Annotated in this window: 19 protein-coding genes, 1 other RNA gene and 2 pseudogenes; 13 read left to right on the plus strand and 9 right to left on the minus strand. The window is 65.2% G+C overall.

Annotated features, from left to right (window positions below):
- Positions 1-157: 157 nt before the first annotated feature.
- Together ML401_RS31005 and ML401_RS31010 are read left to right on the plus strand one after the other, a co-directional pair.
- Positions 158-366, plus strand: a pseudogene (locus ML401_RS31005) (c-type cytochrome); the annotation flags it as partial.
- Positions 367-751: 385 nt separating this feature from the next.
- On the plus strand, positions 752-1,096 hold the full coding sequence (locus ML401_RS31010; protein ID WP_285807948.1) for a hypothetical protein: 345 nt from the start codon (positions 752-754) through the stop codon (positions 1,094-1,096).
- A gap of 856 nt (positions 1,097-1,952) precedes the next feature.
- Here ML401_RS31010 and ML401_RS31015 read toward each other — a convergent pair.
- From ML401_RS31015 to ML401_RS31035, 5 genes are all read right to left on the minus strand, one after another.
- Positions 1,953-2,777 carry a TIGR00282 family metallophosphoesterase gene (locus tag ML401_RS31015; protein ID WP_211415916.1) on the minus strand — a complete coding sequence of 275 codons (825 nt, stop codon included), beginning with the start codon at positions 2,775-2,777 and terminating at the stop codon, positions 1,953-1,955.
- Positions 2,755-3,351, minus strand: a complete 597-nt coding sequence (locus tag ML401_RS31020; RefSeq protein ID WP_211415915.1) for a 5-formyltetrahydrofolate cyclo-ligase — start codon at positions 3,349-3,351, stop codon at positions 2,755-2,757. Before ML401_RS31020 ends, ML401_RS31015 begins: the two co-directional genes overlap by 23 nt.
- A gap of 222 nt (positions 3,352-3,573) precedes the next feature.
- A non-coding RNA gene (gene ssrS / locus ML401_RS31025) (6S RNA) lies at positions 3,574-3,734 on the minus strand.
- Positions 3,735-3,930: 196 nt separating this feature from the next.
- The gene (locus ML401_RS31030) at positions 3,931-4,314 is read right to left on the minus strand and encodes a cell division protein ZapA (RefSeq protein WP_194404398.1); all 384 of its coding nucleotides are present in this window, start codon (positions 4,312-4,314) and stop codon (positions 3,931-3,933) included.
- Complete coding sequence (locus ML401_RS31035; RefSeq protein ID WP_018318703.1) at positions 4,311-4,631, minus strand: DUF4164 domain-containing protein; 321 nt, start codon at positions 4,629-4,631, stop codon at positions 4,311-4,313. Before ML401_RS31035 ends, ML401_RS31030 begins: the two co-directional genes overlap by 4 nt.
- A gap of 375 nt (positions 4,632-5,006) precedes the next feature.
- On the opposite strand from ML401_RS31035, the gene tkt reads away from it, so the two are divergent.
- The 8 genes from tkt (at position 5,007) to ML401_RS31075 (ending at position 14,526) form a co-directional block, all read left to right on the plus strand.
- Positions 5,007-6,992, plus strand: coding sequence for a transketolase (gene tkt / locus ML401_RS31040; RefSeq protein ID WP_212067909.1), 1,986 nt, complete (start codon positions 5,007-5,009; stop codon positions 6,990-6,992).
- A 148-nt stretch (positions 6,993-7,140) separates the two neighbouring features.
- On the plus strand, positions 7,141-8,148 hold the full coding sequence (gene gap / locus ML401_RS31045) for a type I glyceraldehyde-3-phosphate dehydrogenase (RefSeq protein WP_194404400.1): 1,008 nt from the start codon (positions 7,141-7,143) through the stop codon (positions 8,146-8,148).
- 145 nt (positions 8,149-8,293) lie between these two features.
- Positions 8,294-9,490: a phosphoglycerate kinase gene (locus ML401_RS31050; protein ID WP_194404401.1), complete on the plus strand. Its 1,197-nt coding sequence runs from the start codon at positions 8,294-8,296 to the stop codon at positions 9,488-9,490.
- Positions 9,491-9,545: 55 nt separating this feature from the next.
- On the plus strand, positions 9,546-10,613 hold the full coding sequence (gene fba / locus ML401_RS31055) for a class II fructose-bisphosphate aldolase (RefSeq protein WP_211415912.1): 1,068 nt from the start codon (positions 9,546-9,548) through the stop codon (positions 10,611-10,613).
- A gap of 227 nt (positions 10,614-10,840) precedes the next feature.
- Positions 10,841-11,866, plus strand: coding sequence for a class I fructose-bisphosphate aldolase (locus ML401_RS31060; protein ID WP_285807950.1), 1,026 nt, complete (start codon positions 10,841-10,843; stop codon positions 11,864-11,866).
- Between the two features lie 3 nt (positions 11,867-11,869).
- Positions 11,870-12,559, plus strand: a complete 690-nt coding sequence (locus tag ML401_RS31065) for a thiamine phosphate synthase (RefSeq protein WP_285807951.1) — start codon at positions 11,870-11,872, stop codon at positions 12,557-12,559.
- Positions 12,560-12,567: 8 nt separating this feature from the next.
- The gene (locus tag ML401_RS31070) at positions 12,568-13,650 is read left to right on the plus strand and encodes a tetratricopeptide repeat protein (RefSeq protein WP_285807952.1); all 1,083 of its coding nucleotides are present in this window, start codon (positions 12,568-12,570) and stop codon (positions 13,648-13,650) included.
- Between the two features lie 84 nt (positions 13,651-13,734).
- Positions 13,735-14,526, plus strand: a complete 792-nt coding sequence (locus ML401_RS31075) for an inositol monophosphatase family protein (protein ID WP_212067904.1) — start codon at positions 13,735-13,737, stop codon at positions 14,524-14,526.
- A gap of 11 nt (positions 14,527-14,537) precedes the next feature.
- Here ML401_RS31075 and ML401_RS31080 read toward each other — a convergent pair.
- The 4 genes and pseudogenes from ML401_RS31080 to ML401_RS31095 all read right to left on the minus strand — a co-directional run.
- Positions 14,538-14,897: pseudogene (locus tag ML401_RS31080) on the minus strand (AAA family ATPase); the annotation flags it as partial.
- A gap of 170 nt (positions 14,898-15,067) precedes the next feature.
- Positions 15,068-18,229: a multidrug efflux RND transporter permease subunit gene (locus ML401_RS31085; RefSeq protein ID WP_285807953.1), complete on the minus strand. Its 3,162-nt coding sequence runs from the start codon at positions 18,227-18,229 to the stop codon at positions 15,068-15,070.
- A 6-nt stretch (positions 18,230-18,235) separates the two neighbouring features.
- Entirely contained in the window at positions 18,236-19,429 is a 1,194-nt protein-coding gene (locus ML401_RS31090; RefSeq protein WP_211415907.1) for an efflux RND transporter periplasmic adaptor subunit, read from the minus strand.
- Between the two features lie 230 nt (positions 19,430-19,659).
- Positions 19,660-20,679 carry a cyclopropane-fatty-acyl-phospholipid synthase family protein gene (locus ML401_RS31095; RefSeq protein WP_211415906.1) on the minus strand — a complete coding sequence of 340 codons (1,020 nt, stop codon included), beginning with the start codon at positions 20,677-20,679 and terminating at the stop codon, positions 19,660-19,662.
- Between the two features lie 169 nt (positions 20,680-20,848).
- Here ML401_RS31095 and ML401_RS31100 point away from each other — a divergent pair, with 169 nt between their 5' ends.
- From ML401_RS31100 to ML401_RS31110, 3 genes are all read left to right on the plus strand, one after another.
- Positions 20,849-21,868 (plus strand): flagellar motor protein MotA, encoded by a 1,020-nt coding sequence (locus ML401_RS31100; RefSeq protein ID WP_212067902.1) that lies wholly within the window; start codon positions 20,849-20,851, stop codon positions 21,866-21,868.
- A 161-nt stretch (positions 21,869-22,029) separates the two neighbouring features.
- A complete protein-coding gene (locus ML401_RS31105; protein WP_194408455.1) occupies positions 22,030-23,058 on the plus strand; it encodes a peptidoglycan -binding protein in 1,029 nt (342 codons plus the stop codon).
- Entirely contained in the window at positions 23,058-23,504 is a 447-nt protein-coding gene (locus tag ML401_RS31110) for a GNAT family N-acetyltransferase (protein ID WP_285807954.1), read from the plus strand. The genes ML401_RS31105 and ML401_RS31110 overlap by 1 nt, the downstream gene beginning before the upstream one ends.
- Positions 23,505-23,520 lie beyond the last annotated feature (16 nt).

Here is a 23,520-nt window from a genome sequence, read left to right on the forward strand (position 1 = left end):
GTAGCCGGGGCGTGCGGAATCAATGGCTTACGCCGGCAGGCCACGACGCGTTTTGACGCGTCGGGCAGAACAGGAGCGTGAGGCTCCTGTTCTGAAAGACCATCGTCTCGTTGCCGCCCTCTCCGGGAGAATAGAGCTGCTCTGCCCGTCAACGACCCCCGCCGCGACCAACGTCGCACAGATCGTGATTCCGGCATCAAGCGACATACGCCCGACGGCGCGCTCTCGATGCCGCCGTTCGGCAATTCATACACCGACGACGAGATCGCGGCGGTGGCGAATTACGTGACGGCGCGGTTCGGCGCGAAAGGCTCGAAGCTGACGGCGAGGGATGTCGCGGGGTTGCGGCAGCAGACGGCGGAGTAAATCTCGCCGCGATGACCACGCGCCTTCCCCTGTGGGAGAAGGTAGCGAGGAGAGCGCTATAGATATCAGACAGTTGGTGTTTCGAAGTCCCTGTAAGGTCCCGGCCAGCTGCCTGCAGGACGGGTGCGTCAGCCCAGCCCTTTCCGCGACTCACTTCCTATTCGCTTTCGATCCAGTTTTGCTTCCCGCACTCGCAGGTGAACATGCGGACGGTATGCCCTGTTCGCGGGACTAGAAAGGTGGTGATGAACTTGGGTTGCCTCCCGCACTTTGGGCAGGTCAGCGCGATGGGCTCCCGTGACGACTTTTCCATGAGTGACTCCCGTTCATGAGCGGGAGCACAGCCGGGTCTCTCAGCCACCGGAAGCCCAAGGCAGAGCCGGTGATGATGACAGAACGACCGCAAGGCCAGTTTGTTGCAAAATCATCGATCGGTTGTGGGACGGCGGCACTGTCCCGCATTTTTCCACCTCCACAGCAAATCGATCTTGCGTCGCGCGCGCAATGCGCAGCTAGTAATGATCTCAGGTGCGACCTGAAGTCCCATTTCTCGGGAGGGCGCAACATGCGGAACTATGTCGTCAACGAAAACATCCGTTGCTATCGGAAGCTTATCGCCATGAGCGCCGATGACCCGCATCGTGACGAAGCTCGACACCGTATGTTGCTCCAGCTTCTCGCCGAAGAAGAAGCCAAGCATATGAAGCCGGATGATTGGCCGAACAAATGATCCGAACAGATGCGGGGGCGCTTCTCTATCGTCCGATTGACCAGCTGAAGCTCTTGGATCAGAACGTTGCGCTCGCACGCGGCCGCCGCTCAGCCACACACGATATTTGAACCCAACCTTTCAGCTGTTCGTTTTCGAAGAGCAATTCTGCTTGAGCGCTTGATTGATTGCCCATTCGGCGGCGAGAATTGCCCCGACACGATCGCAAGAAGTGCCAGTTTTCGGCGGACGTGCTTCTCGCTCAAACGACCATCTCCAGCCCGAAGGGTTGGCTGCTTGGACGATTGTGTATTCTATACCCCGATATTGCATGAGGTAGCCTTCATGTCGTTTTCGGCGGACGCAATTCGCCCTTGGTCCAAGCTTGAAAATCTGGGACCTGCATTGGATCGATGTCGTCGCACTTGATACACCGAAACTTCCGACCGCCTGTCTTGACGATCACGAAGTGCATCGGCTTACCGCATTTCGGGCAGATCGGGCGGTGAGAGTTTTTTGGCATAACTACTCCCGCTGAGAGCGGCGCGAGTCTTCTGCTCACAGTCATCGGTAGCTGCCTGAAATAGGCCGATGATGGAACCACGCTAGTCTCTCATTGTGACATCTGCATCAAGAAAGAACGGAACTACGTATTGTTACGTAGCCACCCATTTTAGTGCACTCGCAATCGTAACTCCGCTGTTAGCCCCGGACCGACCCACCTTCCGAAGTTCGGAACGGTGCAGCTCGTTGAAGCAGCGGCAGACACCCGAGCGCCAATGGCGGCTTACGAGACAGTCGCTCACCCGTCTCGCCGCTACGCGGCGAGCCACCCTCTGCAAAGGGAGAGAGGGCGCCACAATGCAGTCTGATAACTTCAGCTCAACCAGAATTTCGGCGTTGCCGGCTCCAGCCTTCCACCGACACGCACCGGCGCAATCTTCAGCGCGAGGCCCGTGGCGTCATCCGTCTCCACCGCGACGCCGCTCAGCGTCGCTGCGCCCGCGGCCGGCTCGAAGCGGCCTGACGGGATTCCCGAGGTGAACCTGCGCAGCGGCTCTTCCTTCTGCATGCCGATGATGGAATCGTAATCGCCGGTCATGCCGGCATCGGTCATGTAGGCGGTGCCGCCCGTGAGGATCTGGTGGTCGGCGGTCGGGACATGGGTGTGCGTGCCGACGACGAGGCTGGCGCGGCCGTCGCAGAAGAAGCCGATACCCTGCTTCTCGCTCGACGCCTCGCAATGGAAATCGACGACGATGGCATCCGCGGCAACGCCGAGCGGGCAGGCCCCGAGCTCGCGCTCCAATGCTGCGAAGGGATCATCGAACGGGGTCATGAAGACTCGCCCCAACGCGTTGACGACGAGCGCATGCTTGCCGTTCTTGGTCTCGACCAGGGCCGCTCCGCGGCCGGGCGTGCCGCGCGGATAGTTGGCGGGACGCACCAGGCGCTCGGCGCGCTCGATGAACACGAGCGCCTCGCGCTGGTCCCAGGAATGGTTGCCGAGCGTCACCGCGTCGGCGCCCGCGTCGAGAAACTCCTGATAGATCGCTTCCGTGATGCCGAAGCCGCCGGCGGAATTCTCGCCGTTGACGACGACGAAATCGAGCGACCAGTCCTTAACCATGCCGGGCAGATATTCGGCGATGGCGTTGCGCCCCGCTCGGCCGACGACATCACCCACGAAGAGAATGCGCAACTTCAGAACTCCGGAAATCGAACACGTCCGATTCCGTTAGCACATAATCCAGCGCGACGTCGTGCGATAGTGCCGGAACCGCCTTGATCTCCTGCGCTGCAAAAGCAAGTCCGATGCCGACGATCTGCTTGGCTTTGCGCAAATGCGCGAAGGTGAAATCGTAATGCCCGGCGCCATAGCCGATGCGATGGCCGAGGCGATCGAATGCCGCGAGCGGCGTCAGCATGACATCCGGAATGACTTCAGCGGCCGCCGGCGACGGTTCGGGAATGCCGAGCGGGCCGAGCATCAGACGATCGTTCGGATGGAAGATGCGGAAGACCAGGGCCTGGCCGCGCGCGGTGACGCAAGGCAGCGCCAGCTTGGCGCCCTGCTCCGCAAGCGCCTTCATCAGCGGCATCGGATCGATCTCGCTGCGGATCGGCGAATAGCCGGACACGATGCTGTCGGGCAGAAGCTTGAACGGCAGCCCACGCTTGGCGAGCTTTGCGGCGGCGGCGCTGCGCTTCTTCTCGCTCAAGGCGTCGCGCGCCGCGAGGGCTTTGGCACGGAGTTCGGCTTTCGTGTTGGGCATGCGCGTTTTCCCCCGAAGGCGAAGTCTTGCTCCGCCGTCATCACCCGCGACGCGGACGATCCGATATTCCAGAGACGCCAGTGCTAGACCTCGACGCGGCGGCGTACTCGATGCCCCCGGTCCCACGTGCGCAATTGCGCACTAGGGGGCATGACACCGAGATTGGACCGCAAGCGTGTCGGGGACGCAATTCGACAGGCACGAACCAGAAGGAAGAAACAGTGCGAAGCCGCGTACGCCGTTGAAGCACTCGATCCCGGAGTTCCCTACGAAAGTAGGTGGGCACCATATGTCCGGGCCCACGGGCCCGGCCAGGGACAGTTCCCTAAAGGATCGATAAGGCCCCGGGGATATATGGCTCCTGACGCGCGTCGCAGCCTCGCAGGGCCAATGTAACAACGATACTGACGAATCGCCAGCCCGGCGAGAGAGCATGCTTCGGCGTAATGAAGCGGGCTGCGAGCCACGGCGGAAGTCCGCTCCCCGCCTGCGGGGGAGGGTTGGGGAGAGGGTGTCTCCACATCGGGACAATCCCCCAGAGGATCCGGGGCGATGACTCAGCGAAGCTTTCGCGGCCCGTTACCCAATCGCGATCCCGTTGCCGACGGTGCGGTTCAGGACCTGGGTCGACTTCTCGATGCGTTCGGCGGCGGCGTTCAGGGCGTTCACCACCGCAGTCTGCGTCATCCTGGCGCGCTCGACGGCGGCATTGCGGAAATCGCGCAGCTCGGTCAGCTCCTGCTCCATGCTGCGGACACGGTTGCCGACGTCGACCAACTCGTCGCAGACGGTCAGCGCCGCCATCACGGTGAGCCTGGCATCACCGATCTCGCCGAACTTTCCGCGCAGCGACTGGATCCGCGTCTCCAGGCTCTCGGCGAGCTTGAGCAGCCGCACCTCCTGGCCCTCCTCGCAGGCCATGCGATATTGCCGGCCATTGATGGTGACGTTGATGTGGCTCATCCGTCCTCTCCGGTATCGAGCACCGAGCGTATCGTGACGATCGCGGAATCCAGCCGGTCGGAGATCTCGCGATTGGTGCGCTCGAGCTTGCGCGCCTTCACCAGCGCGCCGTCGAGCTCGTCGGCAAGCCGCGAGCGGTCCGCGCCCAGCGCCTGGATCCGCGCCGCGAGCTCGTTCTCGTCGCGATCGGCGTCGCGCCGGCGCTCCACCGCGCTTTCGAGCGCGTCGAGCGCCGCCATCAGCCTGCGGGTCGCGATCTCGATCTCGACCGCGGAGGACTCCGTCATGGCGGCACTGTTGGACACGCGATCGTTCATGCAGTCAGCGGTGGAACCTGGCGGCCTTTGCCCAGTGGCCTTTTCCTGGAGCTTGCCGCCCGGCAAAAGACTCGGTTCGGCAAGCGGTTAGAAGCAGAAATTTACAAAGCAAGCTAGCCCAGCGCAACGCCGCCGCGAAACTATGCACCGATCAATCGGGACGGAGGCCGTCCCGATCCGTCAGTTCCTCCCTCGCAGGCACCTGACGGAAAAGCGATCTCCACAGAGGCAACTTTTGCGGCCAAATCAGCGTTTGACTGCCTTGGACTCCCGGAACCGAGGTGCTATCCCAGCCCCGACCTTCAGTGGCCGCCAGGCTCCTCCCGCGCGGGCGTACATCGCCTCCAAGCGCCTCATTTCAGACGGATTTCAGACATGACGCAGGTCGATCACTCCCGTATGGCCAACGCGATCCGCGGCCTTTCGATGGACGCCGTCGAGAAGGCGAAATCGGGTCATCCCGGCCTGCCGATGGGTGCCGCCGACATCGCCACCGTGCTGTTCACGCAGTTCCTGAAATTCGACGCCGCCGCGCCCGCCTGGCCGGACCGCGACCGTTTCGTGCTCTCGGCCGGCCACGGTTCGATGCTGCTCTATTCGCTGCTGTATTTGACCGGCAATTCCGAGATGACGCTGGACCAGATCAAGCAGTTCCGCCAGGTCGACTCGCTTACGCCCGGGCATCCCGAGAATTTCCGCACCAAGGGCATCGAGACCACCACCGGTCCGCTCGGCCAGGGCATCTCGACCGCGGTCGGCATGGCGCTCGCCGAAAAGATGCTCGCCGCCGAGTTCGGCAAGAAGATCGTCGATCACCACACCTATGTGCTCGCCTCCGACGGCGACCTGATGGAAGGCGTGTCGCAGGAAGCGATCGCGATGGCCGGCCACTGGAAGCTCAACAAGCTGATCGTGCTCTACGACGACAACGGCATCTCGATCGACGGGCCGACCTCGATCGCCGATTCCGTCGACCAGGTGAAGCGCTTCAAGTCGGCCGGCTGGGCGGCCGAGAAGATCGACGGCCATGACCAGGCGGCGATTGCCGATGCGATCACGCGCGCGAAGAAATCCAACAAGCCGACGCTGATCGCCTGCCGCACCACCATCGGCTTCGGCGCGCCGCACAAGGCCGGCACCTCGAAGGTGCATGGCGAAGCGTTAGGGGCCGACGAGCTCAAGGCCGCCAAGGAAAATCTCGGCATCTCGCTCGAGCCGTTCACGGTCGCCGAGGACGTGCTGAAGGCGTGGCGCGCAGCCGGCAGCCGCGGCGCGGCGGCGCGGCAGGAATGGGAAGCACGGCTCGGCGAGCTCGGCAGCCGCAAGCGCGCCGAGTTCGAGCGCCGCCTGCGTCACGAGCGTCCCGCTTCGCTCGCAAAGGCGGTGCGCGCCTACAAGAAGGAGCTGCTGGAAAAGCCGATGACTGCGGCGACCCGCAAGTCCTCGGAAGCGGTGATCGAGGTGATCGCCGGCGCGATGCCGATGGAATTTTTGGCGGGCTCGGCCGACCTCACCGGCTCCAACAACAACAAAGCGAAGTCGGCGACCGCCTTCTCCGCCAAGACGCCGAAGGGCCGCTTCATCCATTACGGCATCCGCGAGCACGGCATGGCCGCCGCGATGAACGGCATTTTCCTGCACGGCGGCTTCGCGCCGAACGGCGCGACCTTCCTGGTGTTCACCGACTACGCACGACCCGCGATGCGCCTTGCCGCTCTGATGGGCTCCGGCGTCGTGTACGTCATGACCCACGACTCGATCGGGCTCGGCGAAGACGGTCCGACCCATCAGCCGGTCGAGCATCTCGCCGCGTTGCGCGCCATTCCGAACATGCGCGTGTTCCGTCCGTGCGATGCCATGGAGGTCGCCGAGTGCTGGGAGCTCGCGCTCAATCGCGTGGACGGTCCGACCGTGCTGGCGCTGACGCGGCAGAACCTGCCGCAGCTGCGCACCACCGCGCCGAACGACAACCCTTGCGCAGCCGGCGCCTACGAGCTGGTCGCAGCCGAGGGCGAAGCCAAGGCGACGCTGTTCGCCTCCGGCTCCGAGGTCGAGATCGCGGTCGCCGCCCAGAAGCAGCTCGCGGAACGCGGCATCGCCTCGCGCGTTGTTTCCGTTCCGTCGCTCGAGCTGTTGTTAGCGCAACCAGAGGCCAAGCGCGCCGCCATCATCGGAAATGCGCCGGTGAAGGTCGCGATCGAGGCTGCCGTGCGTTGGGGCTGGGATGCCGTGATCGGCCAGGATGGCGAATTCGTCGGCATGCATTCCTTCGGCGAAAGCGGCCCGGCCAAGGAGCTTTACAAGCACTTCGGTATTACCGCCGAGGCTGCGGTTAACGCTGTGCTGAAACGCGTTTCCTGAGAGTTGAGCTTGCCGTAAAAAAGGACTACGTAATCTCTCATATGATCAAGCACCGCCCGGCCGAACCGGGCGCCCGCCCCTAAAAAACCCTCGCAGGCGCGCATAGCGCGTTGTGCGGGATGACAACGGTCATTGAAGGAGACGAAACATGGCAGTCCGCGTTGGAATTAACGGTTTTGGCCGCATCGGCCGCAACATCCTGCGGGCTATCGCCGAGTCCGGCCGCAAGGACATCGAGGTCGTCGGCATCAACGACCTCGGCCCGGTCGAGACCAACGCTCATCTGCTCCGTTTCGACAGCGTCCACGGCCGCTTCCCCGGCACCGTCACCGTCGATGGCGACTCGATCAATCTCGGCGGCGGCAAGATCAAGGTGACCGCCGAGCGCGATCCCTCGAAGCTGCCCTGGAAAGATCTCGGCGTCGACATCGCGATGGAATGCACCGGCATCTTTACCTCGAAGGACAAGGCCTCCGCGCATCTCACCGCCGGCGCCAAGCGCGTGCTGGTCTCCGCGCCCGCCGACGGCGCCGACGCCACCATCGTCTACGGCGTCAACCATGAGACGCTGACCAAGGATCATCTGGTCATCTCCAACGGAAGCTGCACCACCAACTGCCTGGCGCCGGTCGCCAAGGTGCTGAACGACCTCGTCGGCATCGAGACCGGCTTCATGACCACGATCCACGCCTATACCGGCGACCAGCCGACGCTCGACACGATGCACAAGGATCTCTACCGCGGCCGCGCGGCGGCGATGTCGATGATCCCGACCTCGACGGGTGCTGCGAAGGCGATCGGCCTCGTGCTGCCCGAGCTGAAGGGCAAGCTCGACGGCGTCGCGATCCGCGTGCCGACCCCGAACGTCTCGGTGGTCGACCTCAAGATCGTCGCCAAGCGCGCCACCGACGCCAAAGAGATCAACGCGGCGATGAAGCGCGCCAGCGAGCAGCAGCTCAAGGGCATCCTCGGCTACACCACCGCGCCGAACGTCTCGATCGACTTCAACCACGACCCGCACTCCTCGACCTTCCACGAGGACCAGACCAAGGTGCAGAACGGCACGCTGGTGCGCGTGATGTCCTGGTACGACAACGAGTGGGGCTTCTCGAACCGCATGGCGGACACCGCCGCTGCGATCGCGAAGGTGATCTGAACCAGGTCTCGTGTCCCGGGCGCGGTGCAGCGCCTAAGCGCTGCTCCGCAGAACCGGGACCCATTCAACCGCGGGACTTGCTGTGATGTGGGTCCCGGTTCTGCAGCGCATCGCTTCGCGCTGCGCAGCGCCCGGGACAAGAGAGATGACCAACAAATTCCGCACCCTCGACGACGTCGAATTGAAGGGCAAGCGCGTGTTGCTGCGCGTCGATCTCAACGTGCCCATGGACAATGGCCGCGTCAGCGACACCACCCGGCTCGACCGCGTCGCACCGACCATCACCGAAATCTCGGACAAGGGCGGCAAGGTCATCCTGCTCGCGCATTTCGGCCGGCCGAAGGGACGCGACGCCAAGGACTCGCTCAAGCCCGTGGCTGAAGCGCTTGCGAAGGTCGTGAAGAAGCCCGTCGCCTTCGCCGAGGATTGCATCGGCGAGCCCGCGGCCAAGGCGGTCGCAGGCTTGAAGGACGGCGACATTCTCTGTCTCGAAAACACCCGCTTCCACAAGGAGGAGGAAAAGAACGATCCCGCCTTCGTGGCGGAACTGGCAAAGCTCGGCGACATCTGGGTCAACGACGCATTCTCGGCGGCGCACCGCGCCCACGCCACGACCGAAGGCCTCGGCCACAAGCTGCCGGCCTATGCCGGCCGCACCATGCAGGCCGAGCTCGACGCGCTGGAGAAGGCGCTGGGCTCGCCGACCAAGCCCGTCATTGCCATCATCGGCGGCGCAAAGGTTTCGACCAAGATCGACCTCCTGGAAAATCTCGTGAGCAAGGTCGATGCGCTGGTGATCGGCGGCGGCATGGCCAACACCTTCCTGCACGCCCAGGGCGTTGCGGTCGGCAAGTCGCTGGCCGAGAAGGATCTCAGCGCCACCGCGCTGCGCATCATGGAGAAGGCGGAAGCCGCCAACTGCGCGATCATCCTCCCTGTGGACGCCACGGTTGCCTATCACTTCGCCGCCAACGCGCCCTCGCATGCCTATGGGCTCGACGCGATCCCGGCCGACGGCATGATCCTCGACGTCGGCCCGCAGTCAATCGCCCGCGTCCACGCCGCGATCGACGACGCAGCGACGCTGGTCTGGAACGGACCGCTGGGCGCATTCGAGATGCAGCCCTTCGATCGCGGCACGGTCGCGGCCGCCAAGCACGCTGCCGAGCGCACCAAGGCCAAGAAGCTGATCTCGATCGCGGGCGGCGGCGACACCGTCGCGGCGCTCAACCAGGCCCATGTGGCCGGTGACTTCACCTATGTCTCGACCGCCGGTGGCGCGTTCCTCGAGTGGATGGAAGGCAAGCCATTGCCCGGCGTCGAGGTGCTGCGCGTCAAGTAAATTCAAGTCGGCAAACATCGCGGCCTTGCAAGGCCCCAACGGGAGAACAAGACAGATGGCTCGGATCACGTTACGTCAACTGCTCGACCACGCGGCGGAGAACGATTACGGCGTACCGGCCTTCAACATCAACAATATGGAGCAGGCGCTGGCGATCATGGACGCGGCCAACCAGGTCGACGCGCCCGTCATCATCCAGGCCTCGCGCGGTGCGCGCTCCTACGCCAACGACATCATGCTCAAGCACATGATGGACGCGGTCACCGAAATCTATCCGCACATCCCGGTCTGCGTGCATCTCGACCACGGCAACGAGGCCGCGACCTGCATGACCGCGATCCAGGCCGGCTTCACCTCCGTCATGATGGACGGCTCGCTGAAGGCCGACGGCAAGACCCCCGGCGACTGGGCCTACAATGTCGGCGTCACCAAGACCGTGACCGACATGGCCCATCTCGGCGGCATCTCGGTGGAAGGCGAGCTCGGCGTGCTCGGCTCGCTGGAAACCGGCATGGGCGACAAGGAAGACGGCCACGGCGCAGAAGGCAAGCTCAGCCACGACCAGCTCCTGACCAATCCGGACGAGGCCGTGAAGTTCGTCCAGGAGACCAAGGTCGACGCGCTCGCGATCGCGATGGGGACGTCTCACGGCGCCTACAAGTTCACCCGCAAGCCCGACGGCGACATCCTCGCCATGAACGTGATCGAGGAGATCCACCGCAAGCTGCCAAACATGCATCTCGTCATGCACGGCTCCTCGTCGGTGCCGCAGGACCTGCAGGAGATCATCAACGCCAACGGCGGCAAGATGAAGCCGACCTGGGGCGTGCCGGTGGCCGAGATCCAGCGCGGCATCAAGAACGGCGTGCGCAAGATCAACATCGACACCGACAACCGCATGGCGATGACCGGCCAGATCCGCAAGGTGCTGAAGGACAGCCCGGAAGAGTTCGATCCGCGCAAGTACTTGAAGCCGGCCATGGAAGCCATGACCAAGCTGTGCAAGCAGCGCCTGCAGGAGTTCAACACCGCAGGCCAGGCCTCCAAGATCAAGCGCGTCCTGACCACCGCCGAGATGGCCAAGCGCTACGCCAAGGGCGAGCTGGATCCGAAGGTGGCGTAAGCGACGTAAGGGCAGGCACCGTCATTCCGGGGCGCGGGCAGCGCGAGCCCGGAATCCATGGTGCCACCGTCGACGCGGATCAATGGATTTCCGGGCTCGCGCCTAGGGGCGCGCCCCGGAATGACCGGCCTCCCCCCTTTACCCTGCGACGAACGATAGCTCGGCAATTGCCCGAGAACGGTCTATTTTCACGGGCAAGGGCAGAGTCGTTTTGGGAGGACCTCTCGATGAATCTGACTGAGCTCAACAAGGTCGCGACCGCCATGGTCGCGCCGGGCAAGGGCATCCTCGCCGCCGACGAATCCTCCGGCACCATCAAGAAACGCTTTGACGCAATCGGCGTGGAGTCCACGGAAGAGAACCGCCGCGACTATCGCGAGATGCTGTTCCGCTCCAAGGACGCCATGAGCCAGTACATCTCGGGCGTGATCCTCTATGACGAGACGATCTGGCAGGACGCGAAGGACGGCACGCCGCTGGTGAAGCTGATCGAGCAGAGCGGCGCCATTCCCGGGATCAAGGTCGACGAAGGCACGCAGGCCTTGCCGATGTGCCCGGGCGAAACAGTCACCGTCGGGCTCGACAGGCTCGCCGAACGCTTAAAGAAATATTACGAACGCGGCGCGCGCTTCGCCAAATGGCGCGCGGTGATCGACATCGGCAGCGGTATTCCCTCGATGACCGCGATCAGCGTCAACGCCCACGCGCTGGCGCGCTATGCCGCACTGTGCCAGGCCGCGCAGATCGTGCCGATCGTGGAGCCGGAGGTGCTGATGGACGGCGACCACGACATCGACCGCTGCTATGAGGTGACGAGCCGCGTGCTGAACAAGACGTTCCAGGAATTGCGCGTGCAGCGCGTCGCGCTCGAAGGCATGGTGCTGAAGCCCAACATGGCGATCTCAGGCAAGAAATGCGCGAAGCAGGCGCCCGTCGAGGAGGTCGCGGAGAAGACCGTCCGCCTGCTCAAGGCCTGCGTGCCCGCGGCCGTGCCCGGCATCGCCTTCCTCTCCGGCGGCCAGTCGGACGAAGAGGCGACCGCACATCTCAACGCCATGCACAAGCTCGGCCCGCTGCCCTGGGGCCTGACCTTCTCCTACGGCCGCGCGCTGCAGGCCGCGCCGCAGAAGGCCTGGTCCGGGAGGCCTGAGAACATCGCTGCCGGACAGCGCGCCTTCAGCCATCGCGCGCGGATGAACGGCCTCGCCTCCAAGGGCGAATGGCAAAGTAGCCTGGAACAGAAGGCAGCCTAGATCTTGTCGAACAAACCGCCTCCGCCGCGCCCGGCGCCTCGCCTTTATCTTGCGACGCCCGTCGTCGATGATCCCGCTGCGCTTCTCGGCGAGCTGCCGGCCCTGCTTGCCGCCGCCGACGTCGCGGCCGTGCTGCTGCGGCTGAAGGAGACCGACCAGCGCACCATGATCTCGCGCGTCAAGGCCTTCGCGCCGCCGGTGCAGAAGGCGGGCGCCGCGCTGCTGGTCGAGGGCCATGCCGAGCTGGTCGCGCGCGGCGGCGCCGACGGTGCGCACCTGCCCGGTATCGCCGCGCTGAAAGAGGCGCTGCCATCGCTCAAGCCCGATCGCATCGCCGGTGTCGGCGGGCTGACGACGCGGCACCATTCCATGGAGGCGGGCGAGATCGGCGCAGATTACGTGCTGTTCGGCGAGCCCGATGCGAAGGGACAGCGTCCGTCGGCGGAAGCGATCGCGGAACGGCTGGACTGGTGGGCCGAGCTGTTCGAGCCGCCCTGTATCGGCTTTGCGATGTCGCTGGACGAAGCCCACGACTTCGCGCTCAGCGGCGCCGATTTCGTGCTGGTCGGCGACTTCATCTGGTCCGATCCGCGCGGGCCCAAGGCGGCGCTGATCGAGGTCGACGCCGCGATCAAGAAGGCTCACGCGACGGCGATAGCCAGCCCAGATCCTGCGGGCAGCGAGCACGGCTAGCGCCCGACATGAAACTCCCCTGCATCACCATGCTGGCGACGCTGCTGCTCACGGTACCGGCGGCCGCGCAGCTCCAGATCACCCCGCCGGCGACAATCCCCAGTCCGCCCGCGGAGAAGCAGAAGCCCAAGCCGCCCCCGCCCGCCAAGAAGAAGGAGGCTGCGCCGGCGCCGAAACCTTCGGCCTCGCCCAAGCCCGCCCCGTCCTCCAAGCCGACGCCGACCCCGACCGTGATCCCGGCGCCGCCGACCGACAATTCCAGCGCCGATCTGGTGTACGGCGCCTATCAGCGCGGCCAGTACAAAACCGCGTTCGACCTCGCCACCGCCCGCGCGCAAGGCGGCGATCCCAAGGCGATGACCATGCTCGGCGAGCTCTATTCCAACGCCATGGGCATCCGCCGCGACTACGCCAAGGCGGCCGAATGGTACAAGCGCGCCGCGGACGCCGGCGACCGCGAGGCGATGTTCGCGCTCGCCATGCTGCGCATTTCGGGCCGCGGCGGCTCGGTCGACAAGGGCGAGGCGGTCAAGCTGATGGCGTCCGCCGCCAAGCTCGGCGAGCCCAAGGCGGCCTATAACCTTGCTCTGCTCTATCTGGACGGCCAGACCCTGCCGCAGGACGTCAGGCGTTCAGCCGAGCTGCTGCGCCAGGCCGCCGATGCCGGCCTGCCCGAGGCGCAATACGCGCTCGCGACCTTCTACAAGGAAGGCACGGGCGTGCCGAAGGACCCGGAACGCGCGGTGCGGCTGCTGCAGGCCGCCTCGCTCGCCGACAATGTCGACGCCGAGGTGGAATATGCCATCGCCATGTTCAACGGCACCGGCACGCCGAAGAACCAGCCGGCTGCCGTCGCTCTGCTCCGCAAGGCTTCCCGCCAGGGCAGCGCGATCGCGCAGAACCGGCTGGCCTGGGTGCTGATCAACGGCGTCGGCACGTCCATGGACAAGGTCGAGGGCTTCAAATGGCACCTGGTGGCCAAGACCGCCGGCAAGGGCGATCCGGAGCTCGACAAGCAATTCTCCGACCTTCCGGCCGAGGAGCGGGCCAAGGCGGAGGCCGCCGCCAAAAAATGGCTGGGGAGCAAATGACTTGACCTTCAGCCCCTCGCAGGGCACCCAATCCTCCAAACACGCGCGATTTCGCGCCATTTCCCCCGATCAAGACCAGAGCTCATGCTGTATTCCGCAACTATCAACGTCATGGTCAAGGCCGCGCGCCGCGCCGGCCGCAGCCTCAAGCGCGATCTCGGCGAGATCGAGCATCTCCAGGTCTCGCTGAAGGGACCGGCGAATTTCGTCTCGCTCGCCGACAAGCGCGCCGAGGAGATCCTCTACCAGGACCTCGCCAAGGCCCGCCCCGGCTACGGCTTCATCGGCGAGGAAGGCGGCACGCGGGAAGGCAGCGACAAGAGCCATACCTGGATCGTCGATCCGCTCGACGGCACCACCAACTTCCTGCACGGCATCCCGCAATTCGCGATCTCGATCGGCCTCGTGCGCGAGGGCACGATCATCGCCGGCGTGATCTACAACCCCGCCAATGACGAGCTCTACATCGCCGAGCGCGGCAAGGGCGCCTTCCTCAACGACCAGCGCCTGCGCGTCGCCGGACGCCGCCAGCTCAACGAATGCGTGGTGGCCTGCGGCCTGCCCCATATCGGCCGCGGCGACCACGAGGAATTCCGCCGCGAGATGACCGCGATCCAGGACCGCGTCGCGGGCCTCCGCCGCTTCGGCGCCGCCTCGCTCGATCTCGCCTTCGTCGCCGCCGGCCGCCTCGACGGCTATTGGGAGCGCAATTTGCAATCCTGGGACATCGCCGCCGGTATGCTGATGGTGCGCGAAGCAGGCGGCACGGTGAGCGACATCAGCACACCCGGCGATGCGCTGGTGACCGGGGACGTGGTGTGCGGGAACGAGTACGTGCACGGGGAGCTGGTGAGGATCTTGCGGAAGCCGGCGTAGCCGCACGACTGCTCGACCTCATCGGCTAAGACTCCATCGAAAAAGCCCGCAAGCGCCGGCTCCGACGGCAGCACCGCATCCCTGTGGCTGCTCCATGCGCCGCTCTCGCTACGGACGCTGACGAGCGAATTCTTTCGCTCCATCAGCAGAACCGTTCGTTTGCCCTGCACCGCCTCGATGCTTTCGGACTTGATCATCGGCTCACCGGAAAACGCCGCCTCGAGCGGGGCCGGATATCCGACTTCAATAGAGTATTTGAGACGGTCGAACTTGACCGACAACCGTAACCTCCCATCCTCGCCGCGTTTGCGGACGCCGGACCAGCAGACCGAATTCAGCCCGCCTTCGTCGGCGATCGTCCGCGTGATCCGCGATAGTTCGAGATCGTAATGTCGGTCGGACGCATCGCGTCCAGCGCGAACGCACATCCCATCAATCCAGGGATGCAGTCTCGGTCGACGCTCGCGCGAAAACAAGCCGGACGCCCGTCGACATCAAGCGACGGCGCATCCAACTCCGGCGGTCAGGACCGATCCCGCATTCAATGGCCAGTTCTTGCCGGCGCCGGCGGCCCGTACGCCTCGGCGTCCTTCGCCGCCGCCTTCTCCCTGTCCCCCGCCAGCACGCGCTGCACCGAGACGAAGAACACCGGCACCATCAGCAGCGCCAGGATGACCACCGCGATCATGCCGCCCATCACGATGCTGCCGAGCGCCTGCTGGCTGGCACCGCCGGCGCCGTGGGCGATAGCCATCGGCAGCACGCCGCAGATGAACGCAAGTCCGGTCATCAAAATGGGGCGGAAGCGCAGGCGGCAGGCTTCAATGGTGGCTTCCACCAGGGGCTTGCCCTCTTTCCGCAGATCTTTCGCGAATTCGATGATCAGGATCGCGTCCTTGGCGGCGAGGCCGATGATGGTGATCAGGCCGACGGTGAAATAGACGTCGTTGGGCAGGCTTCGCAGCATCGCCGCGGTCACGGCGCCGACGATGCCGAGCGGCACGGTGAGCAGCACCGCGAGCGGAATGGTCCAGCTCTCGTAGAGCGCGGCCAGACACAGGAACACCACGAACACCGAGAGCGCCAGCAGGAACGGCGCCTGCGAGCCCGACAGCTTTTCCTGCAGCGACTGCCCGGTCCATTCATAGCCGAAGCCGCGCGGCAGTCTTCCCGCAAGCCGCTCCATCTCGGCAATCGCATCGCCCGAGGTGAAGCCGGGCCTGGCTTCGCCGGAGATGCGCACCGCCGGATAATAGTTGAAGCCGGCGATCTGCGTCGGCCCGCGCGCCCATTCGACCGTCGCGAAAGACGAGAACGGCACGAGCTGGCCGCGGCTGTTCTTGACGTTGTAGTTGAGGATGTCCTCGGTCCGCATGCGGTCGCGGGCGTCGGCCTGCACCACGACGCGCTGCATGCGGCCGCGGTTCGGGAAGTCGTTGATGTAGTTCGAGCCGAGATTGGTCGAGATCGTGTTGTTGATGTCCTCGAAGGTGACGCCGAAGGCGCCGGCCTTCTCGCGGTCGATCACGAGATTCACGACGCCGGCCTCGGGCAGGCCCTCGACATAGACCTTCTGCAGCACCGGGCTCGCATTGGCCTCCGCGATCAGTTGATCGGCGGCGCGCATCAATTGCTGATAGCCCTTCTGCCCGCGGTCCTGCAGGCGGAACGAGAAGCCCGACGAGTTGCCGAGATTGTCGATCGGCGGCGGCTGCAGCGCCGAGATCTTTGCGTCGCGGATCGACGAGCCCAGATCGCGGTTGATGTCGTTGACGATCGCCGCAGCGGAATCCTTCGGCCCGCGCTCCGACCAGTCCTTCAGCGTGATGAAGGCCTGCGCGGTGTTCATGCCCTGGCCGGAGAAGCTGAAGCCCGTGAGGAACGTGACGTTGTCGACGCCGGGCCGCTGGGCCAGATATTTCTCGACCTTCTCGATCACCGCCTCGGTGCGGGCATAGGACGAATCCGACGGCGTCTGCACGTCGGTGGTGACGAAGCCCTGGTCGTCGACGGGGAGGAAGCCGCCCGGCAGGTTGACGAAGGCCCAGGACAGACCGGCCAGCAGCGCGACATAGACCAGCATCAGGCGGCCGGTGCGGTTCAGCGAGAAGCCGACCGTGCGCGAATAGCGTTCCTTGACGCCCTCGAGCATGCGATTGAACCAGCCGAACACGCCCTTCTTCGCGTGACCATGACCGGCTGCGACGGGCTTGAGCAGCGTCGCGCACAGCGCCGGCGTCAGCGACAGAGCCAGGAAGGCGGAGAAGCCGATCGCGGCGACCATGGTCACCGAGAACTGGCGATAGATGATGCCGACCGAGCCCGGGAAGAACGCCATCGGCACGAACACCGCCATCAGCACCAGCGTGATGCCGATGATGGCGCCCGAGATCTGCGACATCGCCTTGCGCGTCGCCTCCTTCGGCGGCAGGCCTTCCTCGCTCATGATGCGCTCGACGTTCTCGACCACGACGATGGCGTCGTCGACGAGGATGCCGACCGCGAGCACCATGCCGAACATCGAGAGCATGTTGATGGAATAGCCGGCGAGCAGCAGCGTGGTGCAGGCGCCCAGCAGCGCCACGGGCACCACGATGGTGGGAATGATGGTATAGCGGATGTTCTGCAGGAACAGGAACATCACCACGAACACCAGCACCACGGCCTCGACGAGCGTCATCAGCACCTTCTTGATCGAAGCCTCGACCACGGGCGTGATGTTGTAGGGAATCTCGTAGGAGATGTTGGCCGGGAAGAAGCGCGACAGCTCCTTCATCTTCTCTTCGACCGCGCTCGCGGTTGCCAACGCGTTGCCGGTCGGCGACATCAGGACGGAGAGGCCCGCGGTCGGCTTGCCGTCGAGCCTCGTGTTGAACTGGTAGCTGAGACCACCGACCTCGACGCGCGCGACGTCGCGCAGGCGCACGGTCGAGCCGTCGGCATTGGCGCGCAAGATGATGGCGCCGAACTCGTCCGGCGAGGAGAGCTGGCCCTTGACCAGCACCAGCGTGGAGGTGCGCTGGCTCGACGTCGACGGCTCGGCACCGATGCTGCCCGAGGCGACCTGCGCGTTCTGCGCGGCAATGGCCTTGTTGACGTCGTCGGCGGTGAGCCCATAGCCGACCAGCTTGGCCGGATCGACCCAGACGCGCAGACTCCGCTCGGTTGAGTACAGCGTGGCGCGGCCGACGCCGGGAATGCGGCGAATCTCGCCCAGCACGTTGCGGATCATGAAGTCGCCGAGGCCGACCTCGTCGAGGCTGCCGTCGGTCGAGTTCAGCGTGATGATCTGCAGCACCGCGCTGGAGGCCTCCTCGATCAGGATGCCCTGCTGCATCACCGCGCGCGGCAGGCGCGCCTCGACGCGCTTGATGCGGTTCTGCACCTCGACCGAGGCGGCGCTGGTATCGGTGCCCGGCTGGAAGTTGGCGATGATCTCGACCTGGCCGAGCGAGTCGCTGGTCGATTCGAAATTGAGGATATTGGCGGCGCCGTTGAGCTCCTCCTCGATCAGCCGCGTTACGCTGTTGTAGAGGTTTTCCGGCGAGGCGCCGGGATAGCTGGTCGAGATCGAGATCGAGGGCGGCGCGATGATCGGATATTGCGCGATCGGCAGCAGCGGCACGGCGATCGCGCCGATCAAGCAGATGAACAGCGCGACCACCCAGGCGAAGATGGGCCTGTCGATGAAGAAACTCGCCATGGCGCGTTACCGCGTCAGCTTCTGGGCGTGTCGGTTGTCGGCGGTCGCGTCCGCCTCCGACCAGGTCTGCGGCTTGACCTTGTCGCCGGCCGCGAACTTCTGGAACCCCTCGACCACGACCTTGTCGCCGGCCTTCAGGCCTTCCGTGATGAACCAGACACCGTCCTGCACGGATCCGGTACGGACCGCTTGCACCGCGATATGGTTGTCATCCTTGACGACGAACACTTCGCTGCCGCCGCCGCCGTTGCGCTGGATCGCCTGCTGCGGCACCGCGATCGCGTCGGAATCCAGACCCTGGTCGATGCGGACGCGGACATACATGCCCGGCAACAACTCGCGCTTGGGATTGGGGAACTCGCCGCGCAGCGTCACCTGCCCGGTATGGGCGTCGACCTTGGCATCGGAGAACAGCAGCTTGCCGTCGAGCGAATAGATCGTGTTGTCGTCGAGCACCAGGCGCACCTTGGCGGCATCGGATGCGATGCGCTCGAGGTCGCCGGTCTCGAAGGCGCGGCGAAGCTGGTTGAGCTCGTTCACCGACTGGGTGAAGTCGGCATAGATCGGATCGAGCTGCTGGATGGTGGCGAGATTGGTTTCGTTCTGCACCGCGAGGGCGCCCTCGCTGACCAGGGCCGCACCGACCACGCCGTCGATCGGCGCGCGCACGGTGGCGTAGTCGAGATTGAGTTTGGCGCGCGCGAGGTCGGCCTTGCGGCCTTCGACCTCGGCATGGGCCTGACGTTCGGCCGCAATGGCCTTCTCGTTCTCGGCTTCAGGGGCGGCGCGATCCTTGGTGAGGGTGGCGACACGGTGCGCCTGCTGCCTGGCCTGCATCAACGCAGCCTCGGCCTTGGCGAGGGCAGCTTCGTTGGCCATCACCTCGACCTCGAACGGGCGCGGATCGATGCGGTAGAGCGGATCGCCCGCCTTGACCTCACTGCCCTGGCGGAACAGGCGCTCGACCACGATGCCGGACACGCGCGGCCGCACGTCGGAGACGCGCGTCGGCGCGATGCGGCCCGGCAGCTCGCGCACCACGGCGCGCGGCTGCGGCTTGACGATGACGATGCTGACGTCAGGATGGGCCGGCGGAGCGGCGGACACTGCGGAGCTGGATTCGTCACAGCCCGCAAGCAGCGGCGCCAGGGCCGCGAGCATCATTGCAACGCATGCCGATCGCGCACGAAGTCCTGACATGAAGTGGGGTGCCCCGATATTGTTGAAACTGATCACGTTCCGCGCGAGGCCATTCTGGCCCTTCGAACGCGGCTGATGCGGACAAAATAGAAGGCACCTGCTGCGATGCAACGCATGGCACAGGCGGCTCATTGTCACACAGGGTATGCCGTTGAGTTCAGGACGCTTTTGCCGTGTCACTTGATTGTGAGTCGGGGTCCACCGCCGCGTGCTGCGACGGAACAGCGCAATTACTCGGCGGCTTTCATGCGGTACTGGCTGACGCCCCATTCGGTTCCATCGGCGTAGCCGAACAGACCCGATGTCGCGAGCAGGAACCAGCGCCAGCGCCGCAGCCAGAGCGCGGTCTCCTCGCCATAGACCTTGCGCAACGACGCCTCGATGGCGTCGCGATGCCTATCGAAATTGGCGAGCCAGTCGTTCGCGGTGCGCTGATAATGCGTGCCGCTCCAGCACCATTCCTTCTCGACCGTGAAGACGTCGTCGAATTGCCTGACGAGGTGATGGCTTGGCATCAGACCGCCCGTGAAGACGTGCTGCGCAATCCAGTCGTCGCGATCGAGCCGGTCGAACAGCTGCGAGCCGGAGCGGTGGCTGACGATTTGCATGAAGAACCGCCCCTCGGGCGCGAGCCATGAGCGCAGGCGCGTCATCAGCTTGCGCCAGTTCATCATCTGCTCGAACATCTCGACCGAGACGATGCGGTCGAACTGGCCGTCGGGCGCGAACACGTTCATGTCCGCGGTGACGACGCGCAGGTTCAGCAAACCCCGCCGCTGCGCCTCCTCCTCGACATGAGCGCGCTGCGCCTGCGAGGTCGACACGGCCGTCACCTTGGCGTGCGGAAACTGCCGCGCCATCCACAGCGACAGCGAGCCCCAGCCGCAGCCGAGCTCGAGGATGGTCTGGCCATCGGCGAGACCGGCATGCTCGACGGTCTGGCGCAAGGCCTCCTCCTCCGCCTCCTGCAAGGTGCTCGAATCGGTCTTGTAGAAGCAGCAGGAATATTTGCGGCAGGGGCCGAGCACGTCGGCGAAGAACGAGGCGGGCACCTCGTCACGCCCGGCCTCGGAATCCTCGACGATCGGCCGCAGCATCATCCGGCCGGCGAAGGCGGCGTCGGTGGCCGCGTCATGGCCGGCGAGGCGCGTTGCAGTGCGGGAGCACAGGCGCTGGATCGCAGCGCGGATCACGACGTCCGGCAGCGGCACGCGTTCGGCAGTCCCCATAATCGCGGAAACGACGCTCATGCGGCCCCCCGAATAGCGAACTTCTGCAGATACCTGTCTATCAAAGCGCCGCTTCCGGTCCGGGTTCCCAGCGCCGTCCCCGAAATCGGCGCATCCGGCGCTTTTTTTGGGCTGGCGCTGTGCCATAGTGCGCACTGCAAGCAAGCTTTCGTAACGGATGATACCGGCCATGCCGTCTGGCACTTCCCGCTCCACCATGGATATCGAGTACACAAAACTGTCCTCGCCCAGCGTCTTCCTGGTGCGGATGCTGGTCTTCCTGGTGCTGTGCACGCTGGTGGGCGTGGTGCTCTACAAGCAGATCATCCAGGCCTTCTTCGCCAATCCCGGGCTCAATGCCCTGATCGGCGGGGTGCTGTTCATCGGCATCATCCTGGCCTTCCGGCAGGTCATCCGACTCTACCCTGAGGTCTCCTGGGTCAACAATTTCCGCATCGCCGATCCCGGCCTGGCGCCGGCCCGGCACCCGAAACTGCTGGCGCCGATGGCGGCGATCCTCGGCGGCGAGCGCTCCGGCCGGATGTCGATCACCCAGACCACCATGCGGCATTTGCTCGATTCGATCGCGACGCGCCTCGACGAAGCCCGCGACATCTCGCGCTACATGACCGGCCTTTTGGTCTTCCTCGGCCTGCTCGGCACCTTCTGGGGCCTGATCGAGACGGTCGGCTCGGTCGGCAAGGTGATCGACGGGCTCAAGGTCGGCGGCGATTCCGGCGCCCTGTTCGACACCCTGAAGGAGGGTCTCGCCGCCCCGCTCGGCGGCATGGGCATCTCGTTCTCGAGCTCCCTGTTCGGCCTCGCCGGCTCGCTGATCCTCGGCTTCCTCGATTTGCAGTCGAGCCAGGCGCAGAACCGCTTCTACACCGACCTCGAGGACTGGCTCGCCACCACCGTGCGGGAATATGGCAGCGGCGACGTCGCGGTCGCGTCCAGCGGCGGCGGTGGGGTGGCCAGCGGCGAACTGCAGGCCGCGGTCGAACGCTTGCGCTCCGTGCTCGAGGAAGGCGGCACCAGCCGCGGCACCACGGCGGCGATGGCGAGCCTTGCCGAAGCCATCCAGGCGCTGGTCTCGCACATGCGCACCGAGCAGCAGATGATCCGCGAATGGGCCGACGGCCAGGGCGAGCAGAACCGCGAGATCCGCCGCCTGCTGGAGCGCCTCGCCCGGCAGCCGGAGAAGAGCTGAAGATCGAACGGAGGTTCTCGTGCCCCGGGCGCGATGCAGCACGAAGTGATGCGTCGCTGAGCCGGGGCCCAGCACCTTCCGAATGACAGATGGGTCCCGGCTCTGCGCAGCAGCGTTGCGCGCTGCAGCGCGTCCGGGACACGAGAGTGGAGATCGACGATATGGCACTGGCCCGCGGCCGCCGCAGCGACAGCTCCTTCAATTACTGGCCCGGCTTCGTCGACGCGCTGTCGACGCTGGTGCTGTCGATCGTGTTCCTGCTGTCGGTGTTCCTGGTGGTGCAGTTCTTCCTGTCCCAGGAGGTCACCGGCAAGGACAAGGCGCTGGAGCAGCTCAACGCCAAGATCGCGCAGCTCAACGAGCTGTTGTCGCTGGAGAAGCTCGGCAAGCTCACGCTCGACGACCAGGTCTCGCAACTGAAGGCAGGCCTCGCCTCGGCCGAGGGCGAACGCGACCGCATCAAGGGCCTCTATGACGGTCTCGCCGCCGCCGGCAACGACGCGCAAGGCAAGACCTCCGAGCTCGGCAAGGCGCTGGATTCGGAGAAGGCGGTCTCGGCGCGAGCGCTGGCGCAGATCGAGGTGCTGAACCAGCAGATCAGCGCTTTGCGCCGGCAGCTGGCCGCGCTTGAGGAGGCGCTCGACGCCAGCGAAAAGCGCGACAAGGAATCGCAGAACCGCATTGCCGATCTCGGCTCCCGGTTGAACGTGGCGCTGGCGCAGCGCGTGCAGGAATTGTCGCGCTACCGCTCCGAGTTCTTCGGCCGCCTGCGCGCCATCCTCGGCAACCGGCCCGACATCCGCATCGTCGGCGACCGCTTCGTGTTCCAGTCCGAAGTGTTCTTCGACACCGGACAGGCGATGCTGCTGCCCGAGGGCCGCGCCGAGCTCGATACGCTCGCGACCGCGCTGATCGAGCTCGACAAGAAGATCCCGAACGAGATTCCCTGGGTGCTGCGCGTCGACGGCCACACCGACATACGCCCGGTCAACGGCCCGAACTTCAAATCGAACTGGGACCTGTCCGCGGCCCGCTCGATCTCGGTGGTGCAATATCTGGTCTCGCTCGGCGTGCCCGCGCAGCGCCTCGTCGCGGCCGGCTTCGGCGAATTCCAGCCGCTCGATCCCGGCAATACCGAGGAAGCCTACAAGCGCAACCGCCGCATCGAGCTGAAGCTGACGGAGCGGTAGTGAGCGCGATCCACCTCCGCCCCTACCGGCCCGAGGACGAAGCCGCCTCGATCGACCTCTGGCATCGCAGCTGGCAGCAGGCCTATCCGCAGATCGATTTCGCGCAGCGGCTGGAATGGTGGCGCGAGCGCTGGCGCAAGGATCTGGTGCCGAAGGCGCAGGTCGTGGTGGCCGAACAGAACGGCGCGCTGACCGGCTTCGTCACCATCGACGGCGAGGGCTATCTCGACCAGCTCGTGGTCGATCCTGATCACTGGGGCTCGGATGCCGCGCGGCTGCTCGTCGATGAGGCCAAGCGCCTGTCGCCCTCAGGCGTGACGCTGCTCGTCAACAAGGACAATTCCCGCGCCATCCGCTTCTACGAGCGCAACGGCTTTGCCTATGCCGGCGACGATGTGAACCCGACCTCGGGCCGGCCGGTGCTGAAGATGGCGTGGAAGGCGTGATCCTGACGTATGTGAT

This window comes from Bradyrhizobium sp. 62B (genome assembly GCF_030272265.2).
In the GTDB taxonomy this organism is placed as follows: Bacteria; Pseudomonadota; Alphaproteobacteria; order Rhizobiales; family Xanthobacteraceae; genus Bradyrhizobium.